Origin of the sequence: Shewanella scandinavica (assembly GCF_031932065.1) — a bacterium.
Taxonomy (GTDB): domain Bacteria; phylum Pseudomonadota; class Gammaproteobacteria; order Enterobacterales; family Shewanellaceae; genus Shewanella; species Shewanella baltica.
Genome location: NZ_JAUOES010000001.1, coordinates 295,495 through 316,331, shown reverse-complemented (window position 1 = coordinate 316,331; position 20,837 = coordinate 295,495). Strand labels below are relative to the sequence as shown.

At 47.1% G+C, this 20,837-nt stretch carries 18 protein-coding genes; 12 read left to right on the top strand and 6 right to left on the bottom strand.

The genetic code is table 11. From position 1 onward, the window contains the following. Nucleotides 1-156: 156 nt before the first annotated feature. From nrdR to Q4Q50_RS01255, 8 genes are all read left to right on the top strand, one after another. Entirely contained in the window at nt 157-606 is a 450-nt protein-coding gene (nrdR, locus tag Q4Q50_RS01290) for a transcriptional regulator NrdR (RefSeq protein ID WP_006082643.1), read from the top strand. A 145-nt stretch (nt 607-751) separates the two neighbouring features. Further along, nucleotides 752-1,906 carry a bifunctional diaminohydroxyphosphoribosylaminopyrimidine deaminase/5-amino-6-(5-phosphoribosylamino)uracil reductase RibD gene (gene ribD, locus Q4Q50_RS01285; RefSeq protein ID WP_311897987.1) on the top strand — a complete coding sequence of 385 codons (1,155 nt, stop codon included), beginning with the start codon at nt 752-754 and terminating at the stop codon, nt 1,904-1,906. A gap of 11 nt (nt 1,907-1,917) precedes the next feature. Further along, the gene (locus Q4Q50_RS01280; protein WP_311897985.1) at nt 1,918-2,574 is read left to right on the top strand and encodes a riboflavin synthase; all 657 of its coding nucleotides are present in this window, start codon (nt 1,918-1,920) and stop codon (nt 2,572-2,574) included. Nucleotides 2,575-2,669: 95 nt separating this feature from the next. Continuing rightward, nucleotides 2,670-3,773: a bifunctional 3,4-dihydroxy-2-butanone-4-phosphate synthase/GTP cyclohydrolase II gene (ribBA, locus tag Q4Q50_RS01275; RefSeq protein WP_006082640.1), complete on the top strand. Its 1,104-nt coding sequence runs from the start codon at nt 2,670-2,672 to the stop codon at nt 3,771-3,773. A gap of 130 nt (nt 3,774-3,903) precedes the next feature. Continuing rightward, nucleotides 3,904-4,383 carry a 6,7-dimethyl-8-ribityllumazine synthase gene (ribH, locus tag Q4Q50_RS01270; protein WP_006082639.1) on the top strand — a complete coding sequence of 160 codons (480 nt, stop codon included), beginning with the start codon at nt 3,904-3,906 and terminating at the stop codon, nt 4,381-4,383. Between the two features lie 11 nt (nt 4,384-4,394). Further along, entirely contained in the window at nt 4,395-4,799 is a 405-nt protein-coding gene (gene nusB / locus Q4Q50_RS01265) for a transcription antitermination factor NusB (protein WP_006082638.1), read from the top strand. 78 nt (nt 4,800-4,877) lie between these two features. Next, nucleotides 4,878-5,834 carry a thiamine-phosphate kinase gene (thiL, locus tag Q4Q50_RS01260; RefSeq protein ID WP_311898026.1) on the top strand — a complete coding sequence of 319 codons (957 nt, stop codon included), beginning with the start codon at nt 4,878-4,880 and terminating at the stop codon, nt 5,832-5,834. Further along, nucleotides 5,834-6,328, top strand: coding sequence for a phosphatidylglycerophosphatase A family protein (locus Q4Q50_RS01255; protein WP_311897984.1), 495 nt, complete (start codon nt 5,834-5,836; stop codon nt 6,326-6,328). The genes thiL and Q4Q50_RS01255 overlap by 1 nt, the downstream gene beginning before the upstream one ends. 142 nt (nt 6,329-6,470) lie before the next feature. On the opposite strand, the gene recN is transcribed toward Q4Q50_RS01255, so the two are convergent. Continuing rightward, nucleotides 6,471-8,129: a DNA repair protein RecN gene (recN, locus tag Q4Q50_RS01250; protein ID WP_311897983.1), complete on the bottom strand. Its 1,659-nt coding sequence runs from the start codon at nt 8,127-8,129 to the stop codon at nt 6,471-6,473. 128 nt (nt 8,130-8,257) lie between these two features. After that, nucleotides 8,258-9,220 carry an AEC family transporter gene (locus Q4Q50_RS01245; protein WP_311897981.1) on the bottom strand — a complete coding sequence of 321 codons (963 nt, stop codon included), beginning with the start codon at nt 9,218-9,220 and terminating at the stop codon, nt 8,258-8,260. A gap of 298 nt (nt 9,221-9,518) precedes the next feature. Between Q4Q50_RS01245 and lldR the strand changes: the two genes are divergently transcribed. After that, the gene (lldR, locus tag Q4Q50_RS01240) at nt 9,519-10,418 is read left to right on the top strand and encodes a LysR family transcriptional regulator LldR (protein ID WP_006082633.1); all 900 of its coding nucleotides are present in this window, start codon (nt 9,519-9,521) and stop codon (nt 10,416-10,418) included. 21 nt (nt 10,419-10,439) lie between these two features. Here the strand turns inward: lldR and Q4Q50_RS01235 are convergent, their stop codons facing one another. The 3 genes from Q4Q50_RS01235 to barA form a co-directional block, all read right to left on the bottom strand. After that, complete coding sequence (locus Q4Q50_RS01235; protein WP_006082632.1) at nt 10,440-10,673, bottom strand: DUF3319 domain-containing protein; 234 nt, start codon at nt 10,671-10,673, stop codon at nt 10,440-10,442. A gap of 233 nt (nt 10,674-10,906) precedes the next feature. Next, nucleotides 10,907-11,506: a YjaG family protein gene (locus tag Q4Q50_RS01230; RefSeq protein WP_006082631.1), complete on the bottom strand. Its 600-nt coding sequence runs from the start codon at nt 11,504-11,506 to the stop codon at nt 10,907-10,909. Then, nucleotides 11,481-14,282, bottom strand: coding sequence for a two-component sensor histidine kinase BarA (gene barA / locus Q4Q50_RS01225; RefSeq protein ID WP_311897979.1), 2,802 nt, complete (start codon nt 14,280-14,282; stop codon nt 11,481-11,483). Before barA ends, Q4Q50_RS01230 begins: the two co-directional genes overlap by 26 nt. A gap of 100 nt (nt 14,283-14,382) precedes the next feature. Here barA and rlmD point away from each other — a divergent pair, with 100 nt between their 5' ends. After that, on the top strand, nt 14,383-15,735 hold the full coding sequence (rlmD, locus tag Q4Q50_RS01220; protein WP_311897977.1) for a 23S rRNA (uracil(1939)-C(5))-methyltransferase RlmD: 1,353 nt from the start codon (nt 14,383-14,385) through the stop codon (nt 15,733-15,735). Between the two features lie 152 nt (nt 15,736-15,887). Continuing rightward, entirely contained in the window at nt 15,888-18,098 is a 2,211-nt protein-coding gene (gene relA / locus Q4Q50_RS01215; protein WP_311897976.1) for a GTP diphosphokinase, read from the top strand. 146 nt (nt 18,099-18,244) lie between these two features. On the opposite strand, the gene Q4Q50_RS01210 is transcribed toward relA, so the two are convergent. Beyond that, nucleotides 18,245-18,760: a GrpB family protein gene (locus Q4Q50_RS01210; protein ID WP_011847448.1), complete on the bottom strand. Its 516-nt coding sequence runs from the start codon at nt 18,758-18,760 to the stop codon at nt 18,245-18,247. A 639-nt stretch (nt 18,761-19,399) separates the two neighbouring features. Between Q4Q50_RS01210 and Q4Q50_RS01205 the strand changes: the two genes are divergently transcribed. After that, entirely contained in the window at nt 19,400-20,683 is a 1,284-nt protein-coding gene (locus Q4Q50_RS01205) for a hypothetical protein (protein WP_311897974.1), read from the top strand. The last annotated feature ends 154 nt before the right edge of the window (nt 20,684-20,837 follow it).

Sequence of the window (20,837 nt, the reverse complement as noted above, 5' to 3'; positions counted from 1 at the left end):
CGGTAGTTAACCTCAGCCCATAAATAGGATAAAATCCCATGGCCGCATTAAGCGGCCATTTTTATTGGTAAAATCTTAGGCTTAAATCCATTGCGTTTAGCTGAGATTTAACAGGTAAAGCCATCGCTTTACTCGCATTCACTGGCAGGAGGCTCAATGCATTGTCCATTTTGCAGCGCGACAGATACTAAAGTCATCGATTCTCGATTAGTGGCGGAAGGCCATCAAGTGCGCCGTCGCAGAGAATGCACCGAATGCCATGAAAGATTTACTACCTTCGAAGGCGCCGAATTAGTCATGCCTAGGGTGATTAAACGTGATGGTTCACGCCAACCCTTCGATGAAGAAAAACTCCAAGGTGGCATGTTGCGCGCCGTTGAAAAACGCCCCGTGTCTATGGATGAAATCGAGCAAGCGCTCAGCAAAATCAAATCTACCCTGCGCGCCACTGGCGAGCGGGAAGTGCCCTCAGAAATGGTCGGTAACTTGATGATGGAGCAATTGATGAGCCTAGATAAAGTCGCCTACATACGTTTTGCTTCTGTGTACCGCGCCTTTGAAGACGTGTCTGAATTTGGTGAAGCCATCGCTAAACTGCAAAAGTAGTTATTCGATTTTTGTGGCCTGTCGTTCAGTCTTCTGGTTGCGCTAGCTTTAATAGAGGCTTTGATTAATAGCTTCTGCAAGACAGGTTTTAAACACAGATTTACAAGACTGGTGAAAGCCGAAACCTTTAACAACAGGGTTGAACATGAGCTTGAACATAAGTTGGTCCGTACTCGATACCCAAATGATGAGCCGCGCTATTCAATTGGCGCGCAAAGGCTTTTACACCACGAGACCCAATCCCAGTGTGGGCTGCGTTATCGTTAAAGATAATCAGATTGTCGGCGAAGGTTATCATCAAAAAGCGGGTGAGCCCCACGCCGAAGTGCATGCGCTACGCATGGCTGGCGAACACGCCCGCGGCGCAACAGCCTATGTCACCTTAGAGCCATGCAGTCATTATGGCCGCACGCCGCCCTGCGCCTTGGCACTGATCAATATTGGCGTTAAGCGTGTGGTGGTGGCGGTTGAAGATCCTAATCCGCAAGTGGCTGGTCGCGGTATTCAAATGCTGCGCGACGCCGGTATTGAAGTGGATGTGGGGTTACACCGCGATGAAGCTTATGCCTTGAATTTAGGCTTTATGAAGCGCATGGAATCGGGTTTACCCAGAGTTACAGTCAAATTAGCTGCGAGTCTTGATGGTAAAACCGCGCTGTCTAACGGTGTGTCTAAATGGATTACCGGGCCTGAATCTCGCCGCGACGTTCAGCGCTTACGCTTACGTTCCTGCGCGTTGGTGACTGGAATTGAAACCATACTGGCTGACGATCCCTCGCTCAATGTGCGATATCAAGAACTTGGCGACATAAAAGACAGCGTAACCGAGGCGCAATTACTGCAGCCATTAAGAGTGATACTCGACAGTCGCGCCCGTTTGCCGTTATCGGCTGCCTGTTTGGCTATCGTATCGCCGATACTCTTGGTCTCGACCGTGGCTTATCCAGCAGAGTTTCAAGCACAATTGCCCTCCCATGTGAGTTGCCTCGTGTTACCTGCAATTGCAGGTCGCGTATCCTTAACTGAACTATTAAGCTATTTAGGTCAAAGTTGTAATCACGTGCTGGTGGAAGCGGGTGCAACCTTAGCGGGCGCTTTTTTAGCAGGGGGGCTGGCCGATGAGTTAGTGCTATACCAAGCGATGAAAATCCTCGGTGGGCAAGGGCGTAATCTATTGCAGCTACCCGATTATCAAACCATGGCGCAAATTCCTGCATTAATGTTGGTCGATGAGCGCAAATTAGGGCCAGATACCCGTTTAATCTTGAGCGTTAAGCTTGATACTTCTTTATTTAATTAAGTGAGTTAACCATGTTTACTGGGATTATTGAAGCCGTTGGCACCCTGCGCAAACTGGAGCGTAAAGGCGATGATATTCGTCTTACCGTGGCGAGCGGCAAACTGGATTTAAACGATGTGCGTTTAGGCGACAGTATTGCCACTAACGGTGTGTGCTTAACGGTTGTGCAGCAATTAGCCGACGGTTATGTGGCTGATGTCTCTGCCGAAACAGTGAGTCTCACCGGCTTTGCTCACTACAAAGTGGGCACTAAGGTGAATCTTGAAAAAGCCGTCACCCCAACGACACGCTTAGGCGGGCACATGGTCAGCGGCCATGTAGACGGCATTGCTATGGTTGAGCAACGCCTAGTGCGTGGTCAAGCCATCGAGTTTTGGTTAGCCTCACCTGCAGAACTTGGGCGTTACATTGCCCATAAAGGTTCCATTACCATTGATGGCGTGAGTTTGACGGTTAACGAAGTGGACGGCAGTCGATTCCGCCTTACCATAGTGCCGCATACCGCAGGGGAAACCACGTTAATCGACCTGCAAGCGGGCGATATGGTGAATATCGAAGTGGATTTGATCGCCCGTTATCTTGAACGCTTGATGAATTATGATGGCAAAGACAGTAAGAGCGGTGGCGTTACCATGGAAATGTTAGCCCGTGCCGGCTTTGTGCGTTAGTGCACAGGAGCAGATTATTTAATTTAAGCTTATCGGCAGCTTAGGTTATTTAGGTATAGAATTTCATAATAACAGCAAAATCATAAGGTCCTACAATGGCGCTGCACAGTATAGAAGAGATCATCGAAGATATTCGTCAAGGCAAAATGGTTATTTTGATGGATGACGAAGACAGAGAAAACGAAGGTGATTTGATCATGGCGGCCGAAATGGTAACGCCAGAAGCGATTAACTTTATGGCGAAATATGGCCGTGGGCTCATTTGCCAGACCATGACCAAAGCCCGTTGTCAGCAGTTAAATCTGCCCTTAATGGTGACGAATAACAACGCCCAGTTCTCGACTAACTTTACGGTTTCTATTGAAGCAGCCGAAGGCGTGACTACCGGTATTTCGGCCCACGACCGCGCGGTAACGGTAAAAGCGGCCGTGGCTAAAGAGGCTAAAGCGTCTGATTTAGTGCAACCTGGGCATATCTTCCCGTTAATGGCACAGGACGGCGGCGTATTAACCCGCGCAGGCCACACTGAAGCTGGTTGTGATTTAGCCCGTCTTGCGGGACTTGAGCCATCGGGCGTTATCGTTGAGATTTTGAACGAAGACGGCACTATGGCACGCCGCCCAGATTTAGAGATTTTCTCCGAGTTGCACGGTATCAAAATCGGCACTATCGCGGCATTGATCGAGTATCGCAACACCAAAGAAACCACGGTTGTGCGTGAAGCTAAATGCAAACTACCGACCCGTTTCGGCGAGTTCGACATGGTGACTTTCAGAGACACTATCGACAATCAACTGCATTTTGCCTTGGTCAAAGGTGAGGTGAAGAGCGATTGTTTGGTGCGCGTGCATCTGCAAAACACCTTCAACGATTTACTCCATTCAGAGCGCGATCAGCAACGCAGCTGGCCACTCGAAAAGGCGATGGAGCGTATTTCTGCAGAAGGTGGCGTATTGGTTTTACTAGGGAATCAAGAACATCCCTGTGAAATCCTCTCTAAGGTGAAAGCCTTTGAAGCTGAAGATCAAGGCCAAGCGCCTGCTTCTGCAAAATGGCAGGGGACGTCGCGCCGTGTGGGTGTGGGTTCGCAAATCCTCGCTAGCCTTGGCGTGACTAAGATGCGCCTGCTCAGCTCGCCTAAACGTTACCATTCACTTTCGGGCTTTGGCCTTGAAGTGACTGAGTATGTGGCGGACTAAAACCCAAAGTTACACTGAAGTAAAATTAACAATTTCTGATAATTTGCATAGGGCTCTGGGCAATTGGCTGTGATATCATGTCGCCACTTTTCGCCCCGAGCTGGGTGCTTTAGCTAAATTAGGTAAGATAATGAACGTAGTTCAAGGTAATATCGAAGCGAAAAATGCCAAAGTTGCGATTGTAATTTCGCGTTTCAACAGCTTTTTAGTTGAGAGCTTGCTTGAAGGTGCACTTGACACGCTGAAACGTTTTGGCCAAGTCAGCGACGACAATATCACTGTTGTCCGTGTACCAGGTGCGGTTGAGTTGCCGCTAGCTGCGCGTCGCGTAGCTGCCAGTGGTAAATTCGACGGTATTATCGCATTAGGTGCGGTGATCCGTGGTGGTACTCCTCATTTTGATTTTGTTGCAGGCGAATGTAATAAAGGTCTAGCTCAAGTTGCTTTAGAATTTGATCTGCCTGTTGCTTTCGGTGTTTTGACCACAGATACCATTGAACAAGCTATTGAACGTTCAGGTACCAAAGCGGGTAACAAAGGCGGCGAAGCTGCTTTAAGTCTGCTTGAAATGGTCAATGTTCTGCAAGAACTTGAACAACAGTTGTTATAGTAGGAAAAATAATGAAGCCTTCTGAGCGCCGCAAGGCCCGCCGTTTAGCCGTTCAAGCCATCTATTCATGGCAACTAAGCGGGAATAATATTGCCGATGTCGAGCATGAGTTTTTAACTGAACAAAGTCTCGACGGTGTTGATGTAGCTTATTTTCGTGAGCTATTTTCAGGCGTTGCAACGAAGAAAACCCAATTGGATGAGCTGATCATCCCGCATCTGGAACGCCCGATTGATGAAGTGTCTCCAGTAGAGAAAGCCATAGTTCGTTTAGCGACCTATGAGCTGACTTTCCGTAAAGATGTGCCATACAAGGTCGCGATTAACGAAGCGATTGAGTTGGCAAAAGCTTTCGGTGCGGACGAGAGTCATAAGTTTGTGAACGGACTGCTCGACAAACTGGTTGCACGCAAGTAATAAAGACAAACGGTATCTTAGGATACCGTTTTTCATTGCTAACAAAGGTGGCCGATGTAAGTCGTGCCAAACTGTACAGTGAAAGAATTCCAATTAATTGAATGTTATTTTAGCAACCGCGGCCCCACTCGCCGTGATGTGAAGCTTGGCATCGGTGACGATTGCGCTTTAGTGCAACCAGCAGAAAACAAGTCGATTGCTATCTCCTGTGACACCTTAGTCGAAAATGCCCATTTTTTCCCCGATATGCCTCCTGCTGCCTTAGGTTACAAAGCCTTAGCGGTAAATTTATCTGATCTGGCTGCCATGGGCGCTGAACCCGCGTGGATGACGCTTGCCTTAACGCTACCTGAAGTCGATGAAACTTGGCTCAGCGGTTTTAGCGAAGGTTTATTTGAAGCGGCCGATTACTATGGCATCGCCTTAATTGGCGGCGATACGACTCGTGGCCCACGGGCGATTAATATCACAGTGCACGGCCAAGTCCCACAGGGTAAAGCACTCACGCGTCATGGTGCTAAAGCTGGTGATTGGATTTATGTCACGGGCACGCTCGGAGATTCGGCCTTAGGTCTGGATATCATTCGCGGTGCGCAGCAAGCCAGAGCTGAGCATAAAGAATTCCTGATCAATCGCCATTATCGTCCAACACCAAGAGTCTTAGCGGGCCAAGCATTGCGTTCGCTTGCCTCCAGTGCTATCGACCTTTCCGACGGGTTTATCTCGGATATCGGTCATGTACTTAAGGCTTCTGCAGTTGGTGCGGTTGTAGATGTTAATTGCATCCCGCTTTCGCGCGCGATGCAAGATACCGTCAGCGAGGAGCATGCCTTAGGTTATGCGCTGACAGGCGGCGAAGATTACGAATTGCTGTTCACCGTTCCTGAGGCGCAAAAAGGCGCGCTTGAGACAGCGCTGAGCCATGCAGGGGCCAAGTTTGTTCGTGTTGGGCAAATTTGTGCGGGCAGTAAGCTCAAGTTACAACTCAATGGTGAGCCGTTTACGCCTCCGTATCACGGTTTCGAGCACTTCTAATGAAATGGTTGTCAAAGGATCAGGCGTTAACGCGCCTGTCATTAAAAAATCCTGTCCACTTTTTGGCACTCGGTTTCGGTAGCGGACTCGCCGCTAAAGCGCCCGGTACTTTCGGTACCATAGCTGCTATTCCCCTCTATTTACTGATGGCGCCATTACCGTTTGCTTGGTATCTCGGCTTAACTTTAGTCAGTGTATTTGCAGGATTTTATATCTGTGGTAAAGCGGCACATGACATGGGCGTACACGACCATGGCGCGATTGTGTGGGATGAAGTGGCTGGACTGTTGATCACTATGATAGCGGCACCAGCGGGCTGGATTTGGCTATTAGTGGGCTTTGGTTTATTTCGCTTTTTTGACATCATCAAACCTTGGCCAATCCGTTGGCTCGATGCCAAAGTCGAAGGTGGTTTTGGCATTATGATTGACGATGTTTTAGCGGGTGTATTTGCCTTTATCTGTCTGCAAGGGCTAGTCTGGTGTGTTAGCTAACATGATAGCTAAATTGGCATGATAGTTAACATGGCCAACAACTAACCCTTAGCTTTTGATTTCGCATTTTTCTGATTGAAGCTTGATTGAAGGGATGAAGGGATTAGCTGAATATCCCTTATCCCTTTTCTGCTTGATTCTACTATTGCAGCAGTTCCCTTGCGTTCGCTAGGGTATTGCTGGTGATAGTATCGCCACCTAACAGTCTTGCTAGTTCTTGAATGCGTTGCTCACGATCGAGCGACTTCATTGTAGTTTCTGTACTGCCCGCCTTATTAAACTTATCGACGAACATGTGTTGATGACCATTGCCCGCAACTTGCGGCAAGTGAGTCACGCACAGTACTTGGGTCGATTCCCCTAAGCTGCGTAACATGCGGCCAACCACTGCGGCGGTGGGGCCGGAAATCCCGACATCCACCTCATCGAAAATCAATGTTGGCGTGGCAACTTTCTTCGCGGTAATCACTTGGATCCCTAAGCCTATCCGTGAAAGCTCACCGCCAGACGCGACTTTCGAAATCGGTTGTAAGGGTTGGCCAGGGTTAGTGGTGACCATAAATTCGATGTTGTCACTGCCGTTGGCTGACATTTGCTCTGGGTGGAAATTGACTTCGATAGTAAATTTACCCTTAGGCATATTCAGTTCGTGGATTGACTGAGTCACGAGTTTGTCGAGTTCTTTGGCATATCTAGCGCGGCTTTGGCTGAGTTTTTGTGCGTTGCTAAGGTAAGCGGCTCTGCTGGCATCGACCTGTAGTTGAATTTCTTCGAGCTTACTTTCGTCACTGTCTAAGGTGCTCAGCTCTGCCTTTAATGCTAGATGATGTTCGGCCAGTTTATTTGGGCTGACATGGTGCTTACGCGCCAGTTGCATGGCTTTTGATAGCCGTTCTTCTAAATAGGCAAAGTGGGTTGGATCGAGTTCAAGCTTACTCAAATAGTGCTGTAATTCGCCTGCGCTTTCTTGCACTTGGATTAAGGCATCATTGAGCATAGTGTTGATATTGTTTAATGCAGGATCGTAGCTTTGCAGATCTTCGGCGAGGGAAACGACTCGATTAAGCAGCGACTCTATATTGTTCTCTTCGCCTTCAGTGAGTATATCTAGACTCGCCTGACAGGTATCAATCAACTCAGTGCCATTGGCCAGACGCTTGTGCTCTTGCTCAATTTCATCGAACTCATCGACTTTAAGATCAAACTCATCGAGTTCTTCTACTTGATATTGCACTAATTGCTTACGGGCAATACGTTCATGTTGGGAGGCTTCGAGGTGCTTTAGATCGGCCTCAATTTGTTTGCAGCGTTGAAAGCTGGCGGCAACCGTATCGATAAGTAATCTGTGGTTGGCATAACTGTCGAGCAGAGTGAGTTGGTGTTCACTCTTCAACATTGCATGGTGCGCATGTTGGCCGTGAATACCGATAAGCAACTGACCCAGTAATTTGAGCTGCGTCAGCGGTACTGGATTACCATTGATATAGGCGCGCGAGCGGCCATCGCTACCAATAGTTCGACGTAGGATGCACTCATCATCGAGTTCAAGATCGTTATCTTCTAACCAACGTTTTGCCAGTGGAATATCGTCCAAGGAAAAGCGGGCGCTGACCTCGGTTTTATTGGCTCCGGGGCGAACACTGCTGGCATCGGCACGATTGCCTAGGCACAGGCCTAGCGCATCGATGGCGATCGATTTACCCGCACCGGTTTCACCTGTGATGCTGGTCATACCGGGACGAAAATCCAGTTCTAAAAAACGGACGATTGCGAAGTTATTAATGCTGAGTTGGCAAAGCATAGTGAATTCCTGTCGAAAAACATACCAAACCACTGTATTGATAAACAGTATATACTGATTTTATATACAGTAAAGTGGCTTGGGTAAATAATCGGCATTATCGGCAGTAAATATTTTTAATTGACTGATTATGCATGGGTTCTTACTAAGCTTTCTAAGATAGGCAAACTAAAAAAAGTGACTAAGGTGCCAAATAGAATGCCCTGAGCACTGGTTGAAGCTTGAGTGTTATAGCGCTGGGCGAGCAAGTACACGCTAGCGGCTGTGGGCAGTGCGCTCAAGATCACGCCCATGATCAGGTAGTCGCCGCTCACGCCAAAACGGCTAAGCATAAAGTAGACGAGTGCCGGTTGGACAACTAGCTTGAAGAGGTTGATAAGGCTCAGTTCGATAAAATTCTTGGGGCTAAATACGCTGCTATCTTTCTGGTAGCGCATCGCTTTGGCGAGCACCATACCGATGGCAAACAGCGCGCACGGGCTTGAGGTATTGCCAATTTGCTGAATCATGAGCGCCAGCCCTGAGGGCAGTTTTATCTCTAGCGCCGAAATGCCGACGCCAATTAAGCTACCAATAACAATAGGGTTTTTACCGACTGCCATCATCATTATGACTAAGGCGTGGTGTTGTCTTTGGGTGTTAGTGGCCAGTTCCATCGAGACTAAGGCGACGGCAAACATCAGCACGGATAATAAGCTGGCAATCGCGGCAGCGACTAACGCACTTTGCTGCTGCGGAAAGAGGATTATGAGCAGTGGAATACCAATAAATGCCGTATTACCAAAGGTGGCATTGAGGGCTCGAATGGCGGCAACCGCATGCTGTTTAGGGTTAGCAAGCAGCGAGAGCCCAAGGCAGACAAGATAAGTAATCACCATAGCCGTGCTGTAGCCTGCAATAAATCCCCATTGCAAAATCTCGCCAATCGGCTGCTGGGCGAGGGCGATAAGCATGATCGCAGGGAACGCAATATAGTACACATATTGGTTTAGTACTTGATCCGTATCGACGGGCAAGAGTTTTAATTTTTGCACTAGTGTGCCGAGCAACATGATCCCGAAGACGGCAAACAGAGGGGTTAAAATGGTCATTTCCCTCACTCATCCTTACGATTAAATTTGAATAAACTCAGCCACCACCGTCATTTCTACTATCGCTCTGATTTTAGGTGGGCGCTTGCCTTTTTATGTCACGTTAGAACCAGAACTAGCGCCAGCGCAGTAAAACTCGCCACAAAATAACATATCATTTCAGTCTAAGGCTATTGCGCTATGGTCGTATAAGTGGATTAATTGATGTTTAAAACACAATGACTTAGCGTACGCTGTGATTGTTGATGACTTTATATAGTGCCTAAAGTGGGCAGCTAGAACAGAATTAGGACATGCAATGAGTGATGATTTAGGCGCTGAACTACAACTTGTCTACCTTTTTGTGCATTTAGTCAATGCGGGCAGTTTTTCACAGGCGGCGAAGGAGCTTGATATGCCCATTGCCACAGTGAGCCGCAAGTTAGCGAAGTTGGAAGAGAAGCTCGATAAGCAGCTTTTTATGCGCAGCACCCGCAAGTTACGATTGACGGAGGAAGGGTTGGCACTCTTTCAACGCTACCAGAGTGTGGTTGCCCAATTTGATGAACTGAGTGGTGCGGGCAGCGATAAACCCGAGGGCACCCTGCGCATCGCCGCGCCAATTTCGATTATTTCCATCGTGTTTATTCAAGCATTGAATGAATTTGGCCGCCTGTATCCCGATATCCGTTTACACATTTCCCAGAGCAATGAGTTAGTCGATTTGATCGACAAGGGCATAGATGTGGCGATTGTCGGCGGGGCTCAGCCTGATTCTTCTTGGGTGTCGAGTACCTTAGGTGAGCTGGATTATTGCCTGTTTGCCACACCAGAATATTTGGCTCAGGCACCTAAACTTGAGCATCCCGATGATCTCGAAGCCCATCAGCTGATAAAAGTCTGGCCGCTGTTTAATTGGCATTTAAAGCATCCGAGCGGCGAGTCTTTCTATTTTAATGGCCCAACTAAGTTGACCCTCACGGATTTACACGGTGCGATTCAGGCGACCTTAGGCCATGGCGGGATCTTGTATGGTCCCGAACTATTTGTAAAACAGCAGATTAAAGAAGGGAAACTTAAAGTATTATTGCCAGAATGGATTGGCGAGCAGAGGCGGATTTCGATTTTATATCATCAGCGCAGCCAGCAGCCGCTAAAGGTAAGAGTCTTTATTGAGTTTATGCAGTCAAAGGCGCCAGAGTTATTCTCTATGCGTTGATTTAACGAGGGGAACGGATGCTTAACGTCTTTTAGGTTTTACCGTGTTTTTGCTCATGGTATTTTGCGTTTGTTTCGCGTCCTGCAGGCTGGAGCGTGTCGCAGGTAATATGCCGAGTTCCAAGAAGTATCCCACTAAACGCCGCAGTTCGAATAAAGAGCCGATACGCTGTTGATCTTTGATGGTCAGTTTCCAACTGTCGGTTCGTCCTTCGCTATTGGTTAAGACAAATCCTTGATAAACAATCTTTTTCATTGGAATAACTCAATATTGGCTGATGGAACTTGCTAGCTTTGGTCTTACTCGTTTTGGGCTTGCTTGAAAGTGATTGCAGTCGAGACTAGAGGCTTATTGTTTAGAAACATTATTTAGAAACATTATTTAGAAACATTGTTTAGAAACATTGTTTAGAAACATTGTTTAGACATATTGTTTAGACATATTGTTTAGGAATAAGGGTGCTTGAGTTACCCCAAGCACCCCATCAATTAAGCGACGCTGATGCCGATATTTGATACGCCCGCTTCGATAATGTCTTTGCGTAAACCTTTGACCAGTTCCGCAGTGATCTTTGGATTTTCTTCGATAATTTCCAGCAGAGAATTTTGTAACTCTTTCTCTTCTTCCATAACTTCATGGGCAAAAACAAAATCATCTAATGCTTCATCGACTAAATCGACATCGCTGATGGCTTCGATATAGTTAGCCACTGTGCTCGATGACAGTTTGCTGATATTGACGATATCTTCTTCAATCTTGCCTTGAATCGCACCCAATAAGGTTGATATGGCGACCACAGCGTCCATGGCTGGATAGACGCCATAGGCTTCAAAATCAGCGGGTTCTGGGGTGTTATCTTCAAGACGTTGCAGATGCACATCGATATTGAATTTAAGCTTAGGATCGTACAGGGATTGCCACAGTAGCTCTAATGCAGTGCTCAACACAGCAGGGTCACCAAACTCACAGACTTCGGAAAACAGTTGATAGTTGGGCAACATGCGTTGGCAAAGTGCAGTGGCGAAGAGTTGTTTTTGTGGCAATGTTAACGCCTTAAGACGTTTAAAGAAGCCCGTTTTTTTGGTCATCTGTTATTTCCGCTGATAGCTGTGATATCACTTGATTTGCCGCAGATTCTACCTTAGTTAACTCATCAAGTAACTCTAGTATTTCGGGTTCGAGATCTTCGACCGCTGTTTCACGTTTTAGCGCCGATTCTATTTCTTGGCATAATCTTTGGGTTGTTGGCACGCCGCAGTAGCAGCTCGCACCATGCAGTTTATGGATAGTACTGAGCATGACGGGATGATCGTTTTGACTCAGCGCCGTCTGAATTGTCGTCACGGTTTGCGGCAAGGAGTCGAGCAACATTCTCAGCATGTCTAAGGCGAGGTCTGCCTTGTGATTAGCTTGGGTTAAGCATAAATCCCAGTTCAGCGTATGCAGGTCAAAATGGGTGAATTTAGGCCGAGTGATCCAGCGATGGATAACGTCTTTGAGCGCCGCTTCATCAATAGGTTTAGGCAAATATCCATCCATGCCACTGCCTAAAATCAACTCGCGTTCTTCGGCAATCGCATGGGCCGTCACGGCAATAATTGGCGTGTTACGGTTCATCGAGCCTTGGCGAATTTGCTTCGTGGCGCTGATTCCATCTGTGCCTGGCATCTGAATATCCATAAAAATCAAATCGAAGGTGCGCGTCTTCGCCTGTTTAACCGCTTCATCGCCACTGTTGACTGCAACTACCGTTGTCACTAACTCGCTGAGCAAGGTGTCGATTAGCTTTAAGTTGGCAAAGTTATCATCCACCGCCAGTACAGTTAATGATTGGCGCGCCGCCGGCGTGGCTATGGTCACTGGGGCTATGATGTCGTATTCCATCGGTGGATAGAGTAAGTTGCGGGCAAGCTGGTGCTCACTCACGGGCAGAGACAACACCACATCGGCATTCGGGCGGATAAATTGGGTCAAGGCGTCTTGTTCTTGGCAATCGTATAGCACTACAAGGCAATCGGTTTTGGTCTTTGCCAAGTTAAGTATGCTTACCAGTTGTCCTGCATCGCTAAACCCATGGCAACTCAAGAGAACATAGTCGTATGGCGCTTCAGTCGTGGTGAGCGTAGTCAACAAGCTTGGGATATGCTGATGGTGAGTCACTTTGGTATCCCATTGATTCAATTGGCGACTCAAGACTGCATGAGTTAACACGCGTGGCTCATAAAACAGTATGGTTTTGTCTTTGAGTTTTTCGAGCGGCAGTGAGTCACCGATTTGGAACTGACCTAAGCCGAGCGGCAAACTGAACCAGAAGTTTGAGCCTTTCTCCGGGGATGAGGTAAAGCCGATTTGGCCGCCCATTTGATTCACTAAACGCTTAGTGATCACTAAACCTAAGCCTGTGCCACCAAAGCGGCGGGAAATCGACGAATCGGCTTGGCCAAAGGCTTGGAATAAAAAGTCCTGCTGGCTTTCATCGATACCAATACCGGTATCGACCACATCACAACGCAGTACCACTTGTTCTTCCGACTGGCTTTGCAGTTCGATTTTGACCATCACGCTGCCAGAGTCGGTGAATTTAATCGCGTTACCGACCAAGTTATTGATGATTTGGCATACGCGCATGGCATCGCCATTCACATTGTCGGGCACGTTAGGAGCGATATCGACAACCAGTTCTAGGCCCTTCGCCTGAGCACTGCCCGAGATCAAGGTGATGGTATCGCCTATGGTTTCCCTTAGACCGAAGGGCATGTTTTCCAACACCATTTTACCGGCTTCGAGTTTAGAAAAATCGAGAATGTCGTTGATGATGCCCAGCAGGTTAGTGGCGCTGCGCTCAATGGTCTTGATGTAATCCACTTGGCTCGAATGCAAAGGGGTTTTCACCAATTGCCGCGCAAAACCAATAACCCCATTGAGCGGCGTACGTAACTCGTGTGACATGTTGGCTAAGAATTCAGATTTAATTCGGCTGGCTTCTAAGGCGCGTTTTTTGGCTAAATCTAACTCGACGTTTTGGATTTCAATCTGTTCTAAGGTTTCCCGCAGATCCGACGTGGCTTGGTCGATATTTTGCTGCATCTCATCATGGTATTCCGATAGCGATCCTGCCATGGCATTGATGCCGCGTTTGAGTAAGTCGAGCTCACCAATCAAGTTGCCATCTAAGCGGGCGTCCAATTTACCTTCACGGATTTTAGCGACGACGCGCACCATTTCAGTAATGGGCTGAGTGACGTTTTTCACCAGCCGGAAAGTGAACAGCAGGTTTAACTGTACCCCGATCAATACAATAATAAAGGCGGCGACGGCGGCTCTATGTTGCTCGAGTAAGGCACGTTCTTTATTGATTATGATGGAGATATAACCTAAGAGCTGACCTCCGTCTGTCTGAATATCGTAATTGGCGGGGGCAGCGCTGGGCCCGGTGGAGAAAATCGGTGTCCGTAAAATCAGACTGTCGCCCACATGCTCAATTTCGGTTTTATGCAGTGTGTTAAGCGCTTCTTTGTAGCGCATAATTTCAAAGTCTTTGTGGTAGTGCGAGGTCACAAAGAGCTGATTGTTGGCATCGAAAATCGCGATGGATTTCACTAAGGTGGACTTGTTGAGCTGCGCCGCGGCGAGTAAGCGTTTGGTCGCCTCGCGATCATTGGCCACTAAACCGATTTCACTGGCAATCGACAGCGGCTCGATAATATTGCTGCCCTGTTCGACGAGCGTATCTTCGAGCTCATAAAAACGGTTTATGGTAAAGTAGCTGCCCAGAAGGATACCGACCAAGATTGTTGGCGCGAGCGCCAGTACAAGAACCCAAGAACGTAGGCTGTATTTGGTCATGTTGTTGACTGGGTTCATAGCAGCGGCGGTGTTTCCTGTGACAGAGACTAAGATAATTTTATAAGACTGCCAGAAAGAGGGCGGTCTTTGCCAGTATTTTATTGATTTAGAGGCCGAAATGGCGCAATTTTTTAAAGTAAAACCAAATAGTTCCAAACAGTTGTCGGCTAAGTTATCGCTGAGTGTCAATCAGCTCGATCACTTAGGGGCAGGTATAGCACAACATCAGGGTAAAGTCGTGTTTATCCCCGGCGCACTGCCCGATGAAACCGTGACGGTACAGCTCACCGAGCAAAAGAAAAATTATGCCCGCGCCAAGTTAATTAAAGTCGATACACCTAGCTCTGAGCGCGTCGAGCCCGAGTGTCCACACTATCACACCTGCGGCGGCTGCGACTTACAGCATATGTCATTATCGGGCCAGCGTGAGCATAAAGAAGCGGCGCTGCTGGATATTATGGCTAAGTTTGCCGGCGCCGAAGGCGGCGCGTTATCGCCCGCATTAACGGGTGAAGGTTGGCATTATCGTCGCCGCGCCCGTCTTGCGACTTTATTTGATAAAAATACCAAACACTTAAGCTTAGGTTTTCGTGCCGCTAGTAGCAGCAATGTGGTGCCTATCAGCCAGTGTCAGGTGTTAGCTAAGCCGTTATCGGACTTAATCGTCCCCTTTGCTAAGTTGCTGAATCAATTGTCGGCTAAAGCCAGCTTAGGCCACCTTGAGTTGATTGCCGCCGATAATGGTCACTTTGCCGTGCTGCGTATCACTAAGGCGCTCAACGATAAAGATCTCGCTAAGCTGTCAGCCTTTGCCGAGCAGCATCAAATTCACATTTGTCTGCAGGACAACGAAGGCCAATTCCAAGGCGTTGGCGCTGAGTTAGTGTTACCGGTTTATCAGCTGTTAGGTGACAAAGCTGAGTCGGATGCGGTGAGTTTAAGCTTCACCCCTGGTAACTTTGTGCAAGTGAACGGACAGATTAATAAGGCCATGGTCGCTCAAGCGATGGATTGGTTAGCGCCTGCTCCAGATGAGCGCATTTTGGATTTGTTCTGCGGCATGGGGAATTTCAGTTTGCCCTTAGCGAAAATGGGCGCTGATGTGATTGGCGTCGAAGGGGTTGCCGAGATGGTAACTCAGGCACGGGTGAACGCGAAAGCCAACAATCTTGATAAACTGACCTTTTACCATGGCGACTTAAGCGCGGATTTATCCCTTGAGCCTTGGATGGGCAAAATTGATAAATTACTGCTCGATCCTGCCCGTGCTGGGGCATTTGAAAGCTTGCAATGGCTGAAGAAAATGAAGCCGCGCAAAGTCGTGTATGTTTCGTGTAATCCTGCGAGCTTGGCCCGCGATAGCGCTGTACTGTTAGAGCGCGGTTACCGCTTACAGCAATTGGGACTTATCGACATGTTCCCACAAACACACCATATCGAAGCCATGGCACTGTTTGAATTAACCAAGTAATTTGCGCTGGCAAAGTAAGCAAAGCGTTTGAATAACGTAAAAAATGTGATTATTACGTCGGTTGGGTTTGACAAGTTCGCGCCAATGCTGAAGATAGGAGAGCTGAAGTGGTGCCCACTTTCTCTCTGAGCACGGATAAGGAAATAAATTAGATGGTCTCTGTTCGCGAAGCGCACTTTAATGATCCCGATTTTCAGTTAGAAGATTGGGTGGCTCGCTATGTCGGTCATGCCGATGAAGCGCAGATGCTGCTCTCCTTGATAGGGCAGATTGACGCCTTACCAGCCAAGAGTCCTGCGGCGAAGAGAGAACTGCTCGAACGTGCTCGAGAGATGATCGAAATCCTCGCACCGCTGAACATGGACATTGAAACTCTGCAAGCGGCGATTCTGTTTGTGGTGTTCGATGCTGGGTTACTGACCGAAGACGCCATCAAAGAAAAATTTGGTGAGTCGCTGGCGCGTTTAGTGGCGAGTGTCGTGACCATGAATGCGATTGGCGCCTTAAAAATCAATCCCAACAGTCGCTCCACCGAGCCGCAAATCGACAACATCCGCCGCATGTTATTGGCGATGGTTGAAGATGTGCGCGCTGTGGTGATTAAGCTGGCTGAGCGTGTGTGTTTGCTGCGGGCGGTGAAAAATGCCGATGAAGAAACTCGCGTACTACTGGCCCGCGAAATTGCCGATATTTATGCGCCGCTGGCCAACCGTTTAGGTATAGGTCAATTAAAGTGGGAGCTGGAAGACATTTCTTTTCGCTACCTGCATCCAGATACCTATAAAGACATCGCTAAGCAATTAGATGGTAAACGACTGGATCGTGAAGTCTTTATCGACAAGTTTGTCAGTCAGTTACAACAAAGATTAGATGAAGACCAAATTCGCGCTAAGGTCTACGGCCGGCCGAAACATATCTACAGTATCTGGCGCAAGATGAAGGGCAAACACCTTAAATTTGATGAGTTGTTTGACGTGCGCGCCGTGCGTATCGTGACTGAGCGTTTGCAGGATTGTTATGGTGCATTAGGCGTAGTGCATACGCTTTGGCACCATATTCCGCGGGAATTTGACGACTATGTCGCTAACCCTAAACCTAACGGTTATCAATCGATTCATACGGTTGTTGTGGGGCCTGAGGGCAAAACCGTTGAAATTCAAATTCGTACCCAAGACATGCATGAAGATGCAGAGCTGGGTGTGGCTGCGCATTGGAAATACAAAGAAGGAAATAATCAATCCGGTAAGCAAAGCGGCTACGAAGAAAAAATTAACTGGCTGCGTAAAATTCTGCAATGGCAGGAAGACGTGGTCGAAAGTGGCAACTTGGTCGAAGAAGTGCGCAGCCAAGTGTTTGAGGATAGAGTGTATGTGTTCACCCCAAGCGGTGAAGTCGTCGACTTGCCACTGGGCTCAACCGTGCTCGACTTTGCCTATTACATTCACTCCCAAGTGGGACATAAATGTATTGGTGCTAAGGTCGATGGCCGTATTGTGCCGTTTACTTATCAGGTCGAAACGGGCGAGCGTATCGAGATCATCACCTCGAAACAGCCCAATCCTAAGCGCGACTGGCTTAACCCTAACTTAGGTTATATCCGTACCTCGCGGGCGCGTTCGAAAATCCAGCATTGGTTTAAGCAGCAGGACAGAGACAAGAATATTGTCGCTGGCAAAGAAATGCTTGAATCAGAACTCGCGCGGGTGAGCCTTAAAATTAAAGACGCGGCCATCGCGGTCGAGCGCTTTAATATGGCGAGCATGGATGACTTACTGGCGGCCATTGGCGGCGGTGATGTGCGTCTGCATCAAGTGGTTAACCATATTCAAAGCCGTCTGCGACTCGACGAAGTGTCAGAAGAAGATGCCGTCGAAGAATTAGTTAAGAAAGGCCAGCATAAGCCGACCTCCAGTGGCCGTGGTCAGGTTGAAGTCAACGGTGTGGGTAACTTGCTTAACCATATCGCCCGTTGTTGTCAGCCAGTTCCCGGTGATGAAATCTTAGGTTTTATTACTAAAGGCCGTGGCATTTCTGTGCATCGCGCTGATTGTGAACAAGTTAAAGAGTTAATGCGGGTTCACCCAGAGCGCGGTGTCGATGTGGTCTGGGGCGAAAATTACTCCGGCGGTTATCGCATGCGTCTGCGGGTATTAGCCCACGATCGCAGTGGCTTATTGCGTGACTTAACCTCAGTGCTGGCGGCCGAAAAATCCAATGTACTGGCCATGAGTTCGTCATCGGACACTAAAAATCAGACCGCCGCGATTGAGTTGGAACTGGAGCTTTATAACCTCGATGGTTTATCGCGAGTGTTATCTAAACTGACTCAAGTCGATAGTGTGATAGAGGCAAGACGGCTTTAGGGTTCGCAATGCTTTTCGAAGCGATTAGCCTCGAAATTACTAGCAATATAAAAGATATAGAGAAGTCATCTAGAGGCTAGAAATAAAGTCATCAAGGATTAGGGCGGCAGGATGAATTTCACCTGCCGCCTTTTTTATTTGGTTTTTTATGTGCGAAGTTGCCAACGCTCTAATGCCTTAGCTTCATGCTCTTGGATGAAATCATTTTTTCCATCACAATAAACGCTAATATCGTTATTACATTCCCGTGCAACTCTTCTTTTGAGTTCTTCGTACTCAGTAAGCACCTCTGGATTAGCTTTTAAGTATTCCCGAAAAGCAATATGTCGGTGTACATTTTTGTCATCTGTAACAAAGGCATGAATTTGATAAGTTCTTTGTTCTCCACCTTTGCGATAGTAGCGTCTACCTGACATACCGAACTCACCTAAAGCTTCATAACCTAATAATTCAAATTGATCTTTGCAGCTATCTAGAATGTCTAGTGATGGGCTTTCAATTATGATGTCGATGATTGGCTTTGCTGCTAACCCTTCGATTGATGTGCTACCAATATGATGAATATTATCAATAGCATTTCCAACTACGCTAAGCAGGAGCTTCTTTTCACTTTCATACTTCTGTGGCCATACACTATTGTAATCAACAATTTCAACTTTCATTTTGAATATCTCAAATATAACAAGCTCGAACGGCGAGTAACTTGTTGCGAGTCTAGTGGCCGCAGGCCACGATGTTTAAGGCGCTTGTTAGTTTTCAAGTTCTACGACCTCAATACCAAAAGGCGATATTAGCACCAAAGTTTTTACTTTCGAGCCTAAATCAAGATTTGCATAAATGGATGCTGATAAACAGATAGGGTCGTTGATGAAAAATAGCACCTCTTGTGCAAGGATTCTTTGAATACATCTGCCTTTAAAACGGCACTTTCCATTTCAATAACCGTTAACTCAATTGTGCCGTTACTTGCATAAAATAATGCAAAAAAATGGGAAGGGCACCGAATGTAGCTGTCGCAAACCAGCCAGAAAATACTATTGGCAGAATTACAAAATGTTTGCATTTCTAGTTTTTAGAACTTCAGTAAGTGGCTTTGTTCAAAAAATAAATACGACTAACGAAAGATGTGTTAGTCCCAGCTTTTTTCTCTTTTTCCCGTTTTTGAACATTATCTGCCCGAACTTTTCTTAGTGGTGAAACTAACATTCTTCTACTACATTTGTTTCTCTTATAGGTGATCCAGACTACCTATATGATTGTGTAAACCAAATCGATGAAACATCTACCAAAAGGAAAGGGTAATGAAAACACAGATCGAGTCTAAAAATCTCACACTACGTCAGATAAATTTTATAAGTAGGGCATACAGAAACTTAGCGGTATTGGTTTTTACCCTAATTGCCTTATTTTCACCCTTCGCCATCGCGGCAACCTATCAAATGTCGACCCCTGCAAATGATGATGGTCAAGGAAACTTCCTATTCCTTGATAGGCACCATGTCGATTGCGGCGTTAATGCAATGAGTTCACTTCACTTGTTCAGACCTTCATTAACCGAAATTGCTTATGAATATCAGTGCACCGAAATGGGCAATGACAACAGCACTAACGTCTTTACTACTGACAATGATGATGGTGGGGGCAATGTTATTTACTTGGATCGACACACTATAAATTGTGAGAATAAAGGGCTTCAATATCTGCATTTAGAACGTCCGACCGCAAGCACAGCTCGTTATAATTACCGCTGTGGCAATCAAACGCTGAGTAATGTGACGGATTATTTTACTGCTGCAGATGACGATGGTGCTGGTAACGCAGTTTTTCTCGATAGACACAATGTGAGTTGTCCAAACAATAAGGTACTGAGCTACCTTCGACTGGAAAGACCCACCAGTAATACTATTCGGTATCATTACAAGTGCGGAACTTATAGTGATGCAACGGTTCATGGGTTTACAGGAGCCTTTGCCCCGGCTCATTGGAGCATATCGGGTGTTGCAGCTTCAAGCATGAGCAGCTCGGCATTGACAGCAGTAGTCAATTCCGGTGGAGGTGGTGTAACGGCATCAATCACCATACCCGTAAAGGGAACCATCAACTTTGACTGGATGATATCCATCTACTCTGCTGGTCAATATGGAGATGTCATCAAGTACCTGATAAATGGCGTGTCTTACAATCTCTCTACAGCCGGCAGTGCTTCTGGTTCAGCTCAGGGTATCGAAGTTAATACCGGTGATTTATTTGAACTTCTGACATGGGGGACTACGCGGTCTTCCAGTTATAGCGCCAAGTTCGATAATTTCAGCTTTGTACCATTAGCAGCAATTACTCCCCAATGTGCCTTTGCAGGTGACAACCAAGGTCGTAACGATGCAGGCTTTACTGGACAAACTTTTGTTTACAGTAACACAAGTTACGGTACCAACAGATTTATGTGGGACGGCATTAACAAAGGTGAAGTGCCTATAGGTACAGGCTCAGTAACCGATGAGAATGGCAACGTATTTACTTTAGGGGCGCAAGTATCACATCCATACGCAGACCTGTGGTATTACGAAATTTGCGTAAACATGCCCTGAGCCCTGCTAATTTAACCTGAACTCAGGATTAGAAAGTTAGAACTAGAGGCCCTCTTAGTGCTCGGATCTTTCGACTAAGAATCATCCAACCACAACAAAGAGGGCCTATATGCAAGTTAAAGGAAGTATTTTACGATGTCGGTATTTTCTATGA